This is a genomic window from Flavobacterium sp. M31R6, from assembly GCF_013284035.1.
In the GTDB taxonomy this organism is placed as follows: Bacteria; Bacteroidota; Bacteroidia; order Flavobacteriales; family Flavobacteriaceae; genus Flavobacterium.
In genome coordinates this window covers 203011-215615 of sequence record NZ_CP054141.1, presented here as the reverse complement: position 1 = coordinate 215615, position 12605 = coordinate 203011, and the positions used below count along the sequence as shown (strand labels likewise).

The 12605-nt window shown below is 31.9% G+C and carries 6 protein-coding genes; all 6 read right to left on the bottom strand.

The window, feature by feature from the left end:
* Positions 1-178 precede the first annotated feature (178 nt).
* The 6 genes from HQN62_RS00930 to HQN62_RS00905 all read right to left on the bottom strand — a co-directional run bounded on the left by HQN62_RS00930 (position 179) and on the right by HQN62_RS00905 (position 12605).
* Entirely contained in the window at positions 179-2044 is a 1866-nt protein-coding gene (locus HQN62_RS00930; protein WP_173502970.1) for an ATP-binding protein, read from the bottom strand.
* A 66-nt stretch (positions 2045-2110) separates the two neighbouring features.
* Positions 2111-4006: an SIR2 family protein gene (locus HQN62_RS00925; RefSeq protein ID WP_173502969.1), complete on the bottom strand. Its 1896-nt coding sequence runs from the start codon at positions 4004-4006 to the stop codon at positions 2111-2113.
* Between the two features lie 69 nt (positions 4007-4075).
* Entirely contained in the window at positions 4076-5995 is a 1920-nt protein-coding gene (locus HQN62_RS00920; RefSeq protein WP_173502968.1) for an ATP-binding protein, read from the bottom strand.
* Positions 5988-7319 (bottom strand): SIR2 family protein, encoded by a 1332-nt coding sequence (locus HQN62_RS00915; RefSeq protein WP_173502967.1) that lies wholly within the window; start codon positions 7317-7319, stop codon positions 5988-5990. The genes HQN62_RS00920 and HQN62_RS00915 overlap by 8 nt, the downstream gene beginning before the upstream one ends.
* A 304-nt stretch (positions 7320-7623) precedes the next feature.
* The gene (locus HQN62_RS00910; RefSeq protein WP_173502966.1) at positions 7624-9420 is read right to left on the bottom strand and encodes a hypothetical protein; all 1797 of its coding nucleotides are present in this window, start codon (positions 9418-9420) and stop codon (positions 7624-7626) included.
* Positions 9417-12605: an Eco57I restriction-modification methylase domain-containing protein gene (locus HQN62_RS00905; protein ID WP_173502965.1), complete on the bottom strand. Its 3189-nt coding sequence runs from the start codon at positions 12603-12605 to the stop codon at positions 9417-9419. The genes HQN62_RS00910 and HQN62_RS00905 overlap by 4 nt, the downstream gene beginning before the upstream one ends.

Sequence of the window (12605 nt, the reverse complement as noted above, 5' to 3'; positions counted from 1 at the left end):
TCTAAAAATGTCGGATGTACGACATCTTTGCTCTTCATTCTAAAAACTATCTTTCACCCAGAAAATATAAACTTAACACACACGAAAAATTTAGTTAGCAATTCTCTAAATCGCTTCTAACTTTTCTCAATAAGTATTGTTGTGCAGTAAATACTTTTAACTAGTGCACTAAGCTATCTTATTCTGCTTTTTCGTCTGTTTTTACAATTGTTATATAAGCCTGATTGGGATGATTAATCATATCTGGAATGGTATAATTTAATTTTTTTTCATCTAATAACAGTTTTAAAAATTCCCTAAAAATATATTTTTCAGATTTCCCCAAAACTTGCGCTATTGTTTTACTTTTCATGGGTTTATGTGCACATAAACGCAGAATAACATCTGTTATTTTTTCCTTATCGTTGGTTCTTTTTCCTAATGATTCGATCAGTTGTTTTAATTCACTAGGAATGTCATCCTCGAGGGGTAGTGCACTAAGAGCAGGAGGTAGTGCACTAAGGTCTAGAGGTAGTGCACTAAGGATTTCCTCTTCGTTGGAAATATAGGATTTCAGAAGTTCCGAAGTGGTGTAATATGTGAATTTACTTTTGCCTTTTTGATTCAATAAATCCAATTCCCTTAATTTTCTTAAATCGGCATTTGCCGTAAGAATATCGGAACCATTGATTTGTCTGGCAGTTGAATTATCGATTGCATTTACTTCCCGAACGAAAATCAAAATTCGTTTTTGATTATCATTCAAATCGAAATTACTGAAGCTATTTAACCAATGAATATCTTCTTCATTTAGCAGGTGGTGCAATAAGAGCCTTACCGTAAAAGTGTTGTTTTCTCTACTGCTTTCAAAAGTAGGAGGCATCATATCGACTTTTTCCATCAAGCTTCTCATAGTACGAATACCACTTCCTTTGGTTTCAGCTAAGTTGGTTTCGTGGAAAATTGCGGATATAAAAGGGTTTCTATTTACAGAACCCGGTTCGCCCAATTGGTCTTCGGTTTTTAATGAAAACCCCGGATTTATAATCTCAATTCTGTTTGGATATCGAATAATCTGTATAGGGCTATTTTCTCTGTATGAACGATGGATTAGCGCATTCACCACGGCTTCACGTAAAACACGCATTGGCAACCCTATATTTTTGGCCTGAATGTTATTGTCGTTTAGTACAAAACCTTTGGGTAAATCATCTGAAATTGTTGAAATAATACGTTGCACCAATTCCAAAAGGGAACCTCTCATATCGAGCGTTGCATCAAAACGCTTGTCTGCGTCTTCAATCCATTTGTTGGTGCTTACACGAATGTAATCGACTCTTACCATAGGCAACAATCTACGGAGTGCCATTCTTGATCCAAAGCATAATAATCCGGTATAGGTAACCTGAAAGATTCCGTTGCTTTTTCGGATTGCGTTTAACGCTTTCAACAAATCATTATCATCATAGGTAAGTTCCTCCGCAGAAGGATTGACATTTTTTCTGAATCGTCTATAAAGGGAAATCGCTTCCTCCGACACATCATCCAAATCGGCATCTTTAATAATGGATTTATCCAAGGTTTCGTTTCCTTGGTAAAAAATCACCAAATCATCTTCAGTGCATTTGTGGTCTGCAGAACCAATACGTCGATAAGCTCCTTGTGGCAAGCCTTTGTGTTTAAGAAACAGCGGTTTTTGTTCCGGACTTAGTTCGGGAACAAAAACTACAATCGCATATTTATCTGCAGTCGTTTTTTCAACTGTGATTTGAGGTCGAATAGGAATATTAAAGTTTTCGGCACACTGATTGGCTAAATCGGCCTGTATCTTATCAAGATTTTCTTGAGGGATTCCAGAAACAATATAGCTTGGAAACAAGCTTGTAACCTCATCTTCTCTTTCAACCCCTAATAGCAAATAACCACCACCAAGACCTGGTTCGTTGCTAAAAGCACAAACGGTTTCCAGCACTGATTTACCTATTTCGGAAGCTCGTTTTGCTTCCAAATCGGTGCATTCATCCGATAAGTTTAATCGTTCTACTAATTCTTTTAAGTTTTCCATTTGTTATATTAGTCAACTATTAATTATATCAACCTAATTAAATGTTATATGAAAACATTTATTAGTTTACTGCTCTGAATTATGTTGATTTAAAAGCATGTCTTTCTCTTCACAAAATTGAATTTGCATAGATTCAGATCTACTTTTTAACTCAACTTTATTCGTATTGTTTTTTATTAAATCTTCTCTATTCACTATAAAAGCATCTACAATAATTTGGTTTAAATAACCTGTTTCAAAATCCAAACCATGTAAAGAATAAGTCGACTTAATATTTTCCGACGCTAGGAAAACTCCTTTGTCTTTACATGTTTCTAATAAACTATTTATCTCATCTCTATTTTTATTTACGAAAGTTAATCCGTCAAATTTAACTATAAGAGCTCTATTTTCTATATATGCTATTACTTTCTCCACAATCTTTTCATTTATCTGATTAAAGTCTAGATTAGAAAATTTCACGTTAAAATGTTGCTCAATTTTTTTTAATTTCTGAAAGTAATCTAAAAGAGTTTTGGCGTCAAAAGTATCTTCTTCAAATTGGATTCTATTGTCATAGGCATAAAATAGTTTGTTCTCTTTAAAGAGTTTAAATGTTTGATTATTAACTATTCTTGAAATTATATTGTAAAAGTTTAAACCACTTTTTACAGAAGAAATCAGTTTGTTTGGATGAATATTAATTTTATATTGCGTATTGTCGTCATTAAAAATAATTTCAATAATTACCGTAAAATCAATAAACACAATTTTTATATGAGATTTGTTTTCTTCAGGATTAATTATAAAAATCTCCATTTTATAATTGTCCATTTCAAACCCATCTTCAAAAACAAATTCAAAATTACCATGAATATGAGGAACTTTTTTTACCCATAATTTTTTAATATTGTCTCTATTCGAAATCCGAATATCGTTAAAAAAATGACTAAAGTCTTTGATGATTTCAGCATCCAATATGACATCATCAAAATTTTTACCATTGAGTGCATCTAATATTTTATCCTTTTTGTCGTCTGGTAATTCGAGATTAAATTTTATTTCCGATCTTCCTAAACCTTGTAGTGAAGAAAATTTGCCAATTTGTAAAGCATCTTTGCGTTTGCTAATTTGAAAGTCGATTTGATTTAATAACCCATAATTAAATGCCGTATCTGCAGAACCATCCCCTTTAGTTAGTCCAGGAATATAATTTAATTTTAAATCTTCATCTATTTCTTTAATTAGGTCTTCCCCAGAGCTTTCTATATAATTAATACCTTTTCGATTTAAAAATTTCTTTGTGGGTAGATTAATTGATGGAGCTACAAAAAACAATTCTTTTCTCACGTCGCCTAATTCTCTCAATATTCTTTCAAACATAAACCTTATGTTTTCATCTTCTAAAGCATACCCAATGAATAAAATATGTTTGGAAGCTAACCTATCTTTGACTGCCGTCCAAAAAATTGTTTCATCTTTGTTTTCAATGAAAAAATTATTGTAATCCGACTTTGTTAAAATAATATTTTTAGTATCAGTAAGGTCACCATGTATTTTAAATAATTCTTGTTTTTTGGTATTAGCAATTGAATAATCAGAGCTTCTACGAATCACTTCCAGATTTTTGTTTGTTCTTTCAAAAAGATCATCGTAATTAGTAGTTATAATCGTTTTGATTTGTGGAATTTTTGCCAAAAGTTGATGAGTTTCAGTGGAATTAGGTTCTTTTTGAAACTCATTTTTTAAAATATTAATTAAGTAGTTTTTATTCCCGTTTTTAATATTGTAGATATCTTCTGTAACTTGAAGTAAATTAAAAGTTAACTCAATTTCCTCCTGCTCGCTTGGTGTTAATCCGGCATGCATTCGTTCTGCCAATTCTTTGCCTGAAGGATATCCAGCATACCTTGACAAACCTGCACCTGCAAATAATAAGATTTCCTCTTTTCTGATTAATTCAAAAATTTTTTCTTTTTCCATGTTAATCAATTATAAACTTACTGTATCGATTTTCTTTATAATTCTAATGATCTCAATTAAAGTAATAAATCATTCTACAAAATTATTTTTAGGTATAAACCAGTGTTTAATAATATCACTATTTGCACTATTTGGCAATGGATTAGCATCATTTACTTTAAAAAGAGTTGGTATTTGAACAGAACTACCAAACACCAATGCATGTTGAGTAGGAATTGATGGTAAACGATATAAAATATTGGCTGAAATATGTGGTGTCATTTGCCTTATGTGGTTCAAATCATCTGGATTTTGAATTCTATGCACGATGAAATTACTGCATTGAGACAAAACAGTTTTTGATAACTCACTTGGTCTTTGAGAAGAAACCATTAAGAACAAACCATATTTTCTTCCTTCTTTAGCAACTCTTTCAAAAATTTTGTTAGCTTCTCCAAAGTGAGAATTTTTATGTTCGGAAATATAACGATGTGCTTCTTCTAAAACCAAATTGACTGGGAAGGAATTTCTTTTAGGGATCGTTTTAAGTCTTTCAAAAATTAATCTAGTAATGACGCAAGAAACAACCTCAACAACTTCATCTTCGACTGAGTTTAAATCTATAATTGTAATTTGGGTTTTCTTTTTTTTATCCTTCAATCCTAATAAATTGTCTAAAAAGATTTCTTTGCCGATTTCATTTTTGTTTTGAGTTAAAAAATTGAATTCTTCCCTTTCACTTAAACTTTTATATCGTGTAATTAGACTTGAACAATAGTCTCTAATTTGCTTATTACCATGATACTCTTCATATAATAGGGCCTCGTCCAAATGTTCACCTAGCGAACCAAAATCAAATTTTTCGTAATTAAATTTTGGAAAAATAAATTCATCAATATTAATATGATTGTTTACGGCTTGTTTGAATTTTTCCTCTTCACCTGGAGGAAAATTTCCAAATCGAGCGTCGTATTTTGACATGTCAACATCTGTAAATCCTGCCTTTTCAACAAGAGAACCTATCCGTTGTCTTTTTGCAACTGGCGAATCCCAATTTTCAAAAACATACATAATATTGCTTGCATATAAATGATTTTTCGAAATGTCATCCATATTTTGTGAAAAGCCTAAAGCACTTCTCAAAATTGGTAACTGGGTTTTTTCAGTAGCTTGCAAAAGTAACGCCCATTCATCGATATTCAGGAACCAATGTGGTAATTTGAAATTTTCATATTCAATAGTTCTTTTTATTTCATTCATGTATTCGAATGATTCATCATTTCTTGTTCCATTAATGGAAAAATATTTCACATCAATATCACTGTTATTTAACTGACTGAAGGCTCTGTGATATTCTCCATTTACATCAAAAAACAGGAACGATGCACCCACAGCACTATAATTATCTTTTTGAAAAAGAGTTTGAATCATAGACGAAATGGTACATGATTTTCCACTTCCGGTATTTCCTAAAACTGAGGAATGTGCACCAAAAAAATCATTGATATTTATTTTTACTTTATAATCAGGAAATATCGTTGAAGTCCCTATTTCTAGTAGTTTTAATTTAGTAGAATCTTTGTTTTCTTCTATTTTTATAGAATCGTCATTGTATTCAAAAATAGTATCTAATTCTTCTTTTTTGATATACAAAACATCTGTATATAAAGTTGGAAATATAGACACCCCATATCTGAATTTCCTTTTTTGAATAGTTCCAATAGGGTTTATATCGAGATATTTAACTGAATTGGATTTGTTGAGAATTTGCTCTTTTTCTCCTTGCCATTTTATATCGGAATCTCGTTCTCTAACTCCAAAAATTTCAGCAATAATGTAAAAATCTTGATAAGGTAATACCACATATCCGTTGATCTGAGCATACTGATAAATATCCTCAAATCCATTTATGGTAAAATTTATTGATTGATTCAATAACTCAACGGTGAACTTATCGGAATTTATACTGATTAGTTTTCCAATTACTCTTTGTTTGTCATCTTTAATCATTTCCCTTTCCTTTAGTCCTGATTAATTCTATTAGCTTTTTATTGGCTTCATCAATATCATCTTGTGTAAAGTCAGGAAACAAGTCATTTGCAATCGTGTCAAAAAAATGTAATTCTTTATGATCCTTCTCTATTATTTTTCCTTCCTGCAATAGACCATCATATTCGGCATCTGTACCAATTATCCATATTCTAGGATCATTTAAGTCCTTTAGCTTTTCAATATTTTTTCGACTAGCTTCATATTTACCGTCAACATGATTTCCTATGTCTGAAAATATTACCAGTCTAAAGGATGGTATAGTTAATGCTTGGTAGATAATATTATTAATATGCTCATCACCGAAACTAAATCCCATAGTTACCAATGTACTTTGCTTTTGTGTGATCCTTTTTTGAAATTCTCTAAATAAATCAGCATAGGGTGATCCTAAACTGGCATTTTGTTTTAGTGGCGATGGATAGATCATATAATTTGCTTCGGTTTTAAGCTTGGCGTAGTTTACATCTTGAAGTTCTTGAATACTAAAAAGCTTATTATTACTTTCCTTTTCGACCCAGTTAACCGATCCATGAATTTTGAACAAATAAATGAAGCTATCAATAACACTCCATTTTAGCGAACTAATGTCCATTTGTTCAGCAAGGGCATAATTAAAAATCGAAGGATTAAAGAAACGTTCCACAAACCCGGAAAACCCATTGGTGTACGAAATCCCTAGATTGTCCATCGCACGTTCCGAAAACAAGTCGTAATTAGTTGTAAAGACATTTGGTTTCTGCAAATTACTATCCCTTAAGGAAAGTTTTCTGTAAAACTGCTGATATACATCAACAATATTACCATCATTACCTTTGTTTTTTTCGTTTAAACATTCATATAAGATATAGTCCTTGGTTCTTTCTATTATCAAATTTAAATCCTTTAAATCCGTATCGAAAGCCATTTCCTCTGCTTCTTGGAGTTTCTCTAAATAAAACCTATAACTGTACAATGTTCCCAAAAAAGTCTCCAGATTTGATCTAAAAGGCTCATTTTTATAATTGATTTTAAATTTTTCTAGAATCTCAATATGTTTAGCTTCAAAAACTTTATCTTTTAAATTTTCATTCAAATCAGCTTTAGGTTCAAAGAGATTATCTGCTAATTGCTTCATCGTTGGAATACCATTCTTTCCTAATGAACAGCCTGAACCAATTAAAAAAGAAAGATTTCTAGTATCCAGTATTTTAGATAAATCTTTTTTAATATTCTCCTTTATTTTTTCAAAATCTGACTCCTTTAATAGTGTGTCTTGACTTCCTTTGTAAAAAAAATGTTTCATTTCGTATCTTATATTTTGATTGTATTACCAGACTATTAAGTGTCTGTAGCATACAAATTAACTATTCTCTACAATTTTAATCTCCTCTTGACCTAAACTATACAACTTATAAACCAGTCGATTCTTTGTAAGTTCCGTTTTTAATAATTATTCTTCCCTTTCGGTATTTTCGAGAGTTGCTTGAACATCGTTATAATTGTTTAGTAATCCCCGTAATTCAAGTGTTGGTGTTCATGAGCAGGACGCATTCATACGATAAGTTTAATCGTTCTACTAATTTTTAAATTTTCCATTTCCGATATACCTAAATACTTAATTTTTCCAAAAAATAATCTTCTTTCGGTGTAAAACTTTCTATCTGAGTCTTTAATCTTTCAATTAGACTTTCATTTTCAACATTACAGTCCAACAAAATTCCTAAAATAGAACTTAATCTATCTTTTAAAACCATATATAAATCAAAATTATCATTTTTATGAGATTCATAATATTCTTTCAAAATAATATAAGTCTCTATGCAATCATCTAAGCAACTTTGCGTGATTTTATTTTGATTATAAGTATAAGCACATCTTCTTGCAATATGTCCTAAGTCACCTTCCGACACCATAAAATCATTCATTTTAATACCACCTAAAAACCATCTATCCAATTTATTTAGCTTTTGTAGATAAATTAGCAAATAGCAATATTTCTGCAAAACCATTCTTGCTGAAACTACTTCACTTTTAATAAGCATTTCAAGATGAATAGGCAATATTCTTTTAGCATCACTTCCTTCTTCAAAAACATTCTTTTGAAAAGCACGGCAAGCATAATCAGAAATTATTGTTGCTATTTTAATATGAAGAAAAGCTGATTTGTATTTTCCTATTTCATTAAGATAAATTTGAAAGCTCAACTCATCTAGTTTTTCAAAGCATTTATTTAGTAAATCAAGGTTTTTAAATGCAATAGATTTGTTTATAATAATGGAAAATAAATCAAGGGTATTGTGTGTTATTTCATCCCAATGTTTAGAGTCTTCGATATTTGCATCCGAATAATCATCCAAATTCTTAAAATCAGGTTCAAAATCATTGATAAAACCATACAAATGAAGTATTTCTTTATCCTCAGACATATTAGATATTAACTGATTTTGTATAATATTTTTAACAGTTTCTATACCCTCTATAATTTCTTCCTCTTTGTTATGAGTGAAAAGCCTACTAATATATCTTTCAAAGAATTTTTCTCTAAATTTCTCATAATGAAATGAAGTCTCTTTTTTTTTAATTAAATCAAAATACATACTTTCAATTGAGTTCCAAATACACCTTAATATCCCAGCATTATTTGGTTGAAGTAGAGCAAAATCAATGATTTTAATATAGAAAGTTATTAATCGTTCAATTATATATTCTTTGTCTTTCGGATTCTTTCCGTCTATAATCAGATTTGATAATTTACTGGTAGTTTTTCTGATAATTAATTGTGCTTTTATACTTTCTGAAACACTGATCAATGCAATTACAATATTAGTTACTTTTATCAAATGGTCATTTTCAAATATTTCTGCCGATTTATCTATATCGCTAATTCCATTATTGCTTATAAAAATTGACTTAGAATCGATTTTATCAATTTCTTCGGAAGCTAACTTTTCAGGTTTCAATGATGAAAACAAATTAAATGCAACTGGAATCAGAAAGGATATAATTAAAACAAAAAGGAATATATTAAAATAAATTATCGAAATTTCATTAGCTGATAGATTGTCTATAGGAACTATTATGCTAGATAAAAATGCCACAATTATTGTTAATACTGAAAAACTTATATAATATGCACTTAATGAATTTATCAAAAAAGATTTATTAAAATCTACCCCAGATTTTTGTTTAAAAAATTCATAAGCCACTAGAGAAACTGTAATATAAATCCCCATAATAGAAACAAGCGAACCAATAATCAGATTAAAAAGTTCATATCTTTTCCCATAGGATTCAATTTTAAAACAATCAGGAACAAATGGAGGGGAATACCAAAAAGCAAGGCATCCTAAAAAAATTGCAACAAAAGGATAAATGATATATTTATAATTTAATACTTTACTCATTTTTCTTCAATTATTAATATCTCCTCCTCACTCAACCCATATAACTCATAAACCATTTTATCAATTTCCTTGTCGGTTGTATCGATTTGATTTTTCAAGTCAAGTGCTTTTTTACTTTCCTGATTGAAATAGTCTTCCCATTCTGCTTCTTCGGAAAGGGATAGTTTTATTTTCTTTTTGGCTAATTCTTTTATGAATTCGGCATAAGCCAATAAATACCAATCCTGTAATTTTTTGGGTAAATCTGTTATTTCAAATTTTCTTAGAATGGTTCGTTGGAATTTTTCGACAACTTCACGCGATACGACAGTTAATTGGGTGCGCTCTGCGGAATATTTTGCAAGTATAGAAGTCTGCTCCATGTTTGCACTAGGAACTGGAAAATGTTCGAAATAAACTTTACTAATTTCACGTGTTCCTCCTTGAAGTTCAGGACATTTATACCAGATCCAAAGTTTGGCTAAGGAAGAATTAAAAACAGCAGTGAGAAACTGTAATGAAATAGAATCATCTTGTGCTGTTAGAATAAAACACTTCTGATTTGCTAACATTCCACTTTCATCGTACATGAAAGGGAAAACAGAAGTCATATTTGGATAGATTATTTTTGGTTTTGCAAATTCTTTATGATACTTAATGCTATCCTGAGTTTCAAACCAATTTCCTCCTGTCTTTTTACGTGCTCCTTTGTCTCCAGTTTGTTTCAACCGGTCATACCCAAATGAAAGCAAATGTTCTTTAATGACTGGATAACTTTCAATTTCCAGTTTTAGAGCAGGAAATGTTCCTATCAAATATTCGTGATCTGTAATGGAATATGCAGAAATATCTCGTCCACGCGCCATTGGATTAATGAGTTCGGCACTTTTTGCATCTGTAGTTATAAGTCTCTGCCTAGTTTCCTCATCTATATAAAAAGCATCATTATATCCTGTAAGTATCCCCCTGTAGATTGAAATTGGTAAATCTTTTAAAGATATTCCATTCAATTTCATCTGCTCTAACTTCAGTGCATCATTATAAGGTTGAATGCTCCACTCAGCTTCATCAAATTTAGAGGAAGGATAGTTGTAAATATTGCTTTTAATCTCTGTTAGAAAATCGCTTTTATAAGTTTTATTATTGAGTGACAAGACTTTGACTTCTTCTTGTTGTTTGCTTTTTTGCGTAACGAAAATGCATACATAAGTAGTCGCTTCTTGGAAAAATTGAATATCTCCAAAATTAAGTACTTGACGTAAACCTGTTTTTGAAAGGAATTTTCGCAGTGGTTTTCCGTAAGCTACTAACATCCATTTGTTCGGCATAATGAATGATTGTATACCGCCCATTTTTAGTAAAGTGTAACCACGTTCAGTAAAAATACAATAAAGGTCTCCTCCCTTATCGTAGGTTTCATAACCGCAATTTTTGAGTACATCACTTATTTTACCCATGCTTTGGAGTTGAACATAAGGCGGATTCCCAATAATCACATCAAAACCTCCTTTAGTAAACACCTGTGGGAAAGCTTCCTGCCAATTAAAGGCTTTGTCACCAGCCACTTCGGGATCGTCAATCAGCGAGTTACCACATTTAATATTGCTGTTCAGATCGTTCAGCTTTCGGTTGGGCTGTGCGGTGCGTAACCAAAGTGAGAGTTTGGCAATTTCCACACTTTCGTCATTGAGATCCACCCCAAAAAGGTTGTTTTCCAAAATGCTGGTTTCAATGTCGCTCAATACCAAAGCGTCGCCAAAGAGTTTGGCCTGCAATTCATCTACATAGCGGTGTTCTTCAATCAGGAAATCCAATGCCTGGTTCAAGAACGCACCAGAACCACAAGCAGGGTCACAAATGGTAAGTTGCAATAACCATTTACGATAGTCTTCCAACTTGGCCACCAATCCCTGCATTGTTTTCTTTTGGCGTTTTTTGTCGGTGGTGTAGTCTTCCTCCACCAGCTGTAATTCGGTTTTCTTTTCGATGCAAAGTTTGCCAATGGTATTTTCTACTATGTATTTGGTAATGTATTTGGGAGTATAAAAAACCCCGTCTTTCTTGCGTTTGGTTTTGGTTTTGTCAATTTCCTGACCTTCGAGTTGCGCTTTGGTTTCATCGAGCTCATTCAGGGAATTTTCGAAAATATGTCCCAAAATATTTACATCGACTTCACTGGCAAAATCGTAATGGCTCAGTTTTTCGGTGTGGGAAAACAATACAACATCGTCAATGCGAATGTTGTCTAGCATTTCGTCTGGTTTGAACAAACCGCCGTTGTAGGCAAAAATCTGGTGTTCTTCCTTCACCATCGCAACGGTTTCGCTAAAAGCCGGCAAAGATACCTTGGCACCAGAATTCAAATCGTTGAAATAGATTTTGTAACGGTCGTACAACGAAACTTCAATACGCATTTCACGCAATTGTTTCCATTCTTTATTGATTCGGAAAATTAGGTTGGTCGGCAATAGGTTTCTGTCTTCGGCAAAGAAAACAAACAAGAAACGATCCAATAATTTCTGTGACTTTTTGAACAATTCCAGCGGTTCATACTCGGGATTCAAAGCCACCATATTCTGGTATAATTCCCTTTTGAAAAGCGAGTAATCTTTGTACAGTTTTTTGGTTATGACATCTTCCTGACTTACCGATTCGTTTTTGATTTTTCGGGCAATGTCTTTGGAAATGTTTTCATGAGCCAAGCACAAATACAACAAATTGAATTCTTCCTGCGTGAGCTTGAAAAGGTTGAATTCTAAATGCTCAATGGCATTGTCTATATAAAAACGAAGTTTTTCAAAATTGGATGTAATAACATACACACAATCCGGTTGGTTGTTTTTGTAACCGAAAGCCTGAGTTTCTATTTTTCCTAAATCGGTTGTGTTGGTACCTTTCAACTCAATTACGGCAGTTACCTTTTGATTGATTACAATCGCACCGTCGGCTTTTTTGCTGTCTTTTACGTTTTTGTATTCTGTAGTCAGATTGAAATCCGGCTGTGGATTTTTGGTATAACCCAAAATAGCCACAAACAAGTCTATCAGGAATTCTCCCTGATATTGTTCTTCCTTGCTGTTGCGGATATTTTCCTGAATGGTCAGATTGTGGAAATGATTTTGGAACTGTTGCCATTTCTCCTGTAAAACAGTTTTATTTTGGGATTGTAAATGTTTTAGAACAACAGATTTTTGGAATAATGACAT

What these genes read in the sequence shown, in the direction of transcription:
- HQN62_RS00930 (WP_173502970.1), bottom strand. Translation starts at nt 2,044, where the DNA reads ATGGAAAACTTAAAAGAATTAGTAGAACGATTAAACTTATCGGATGAA.
- HQN62_RS00925 (WP_173502969.1), bottom strand. Translation starts at nt 4,006, where the DNA reads ATGGAAAAAGAAAAAATTTTTGAATTAATCAGAAAAGAGGAAATCTTA.
- HQN62_RS00920 (WP_173502968.1), bottom strand. Translation starts at nt 5,995, where the DNA reads ATGATTAAAGATGACAAACAAAGAGTAATTGGAAAACTAATCAGTATA.
- HQN62_RS00915 (WP_173502967.1), bottom strand. Translation starts at nt 7,319, where the DNA reads ATGAAACATTTTTTTTACAAAGGAAGTCAAGACACACTATTAAAGGAG.
- HQN62_RS00910 (WP_173502966.1), bottom strand. Translation starts at nt 9,420, where the DNA reads ATGAGTAAAGTATTAAATTATAAATATATCATTTATCCTTTTGTTGCA.
- HQN62_RS00905 (WP_173502965.1), bottom strand. Translation starts at nt 12,605, where the DNA reads ATGTCATTATTCCAAAAATCTGTTGTTCTAAAACATTTACAATCCCAA.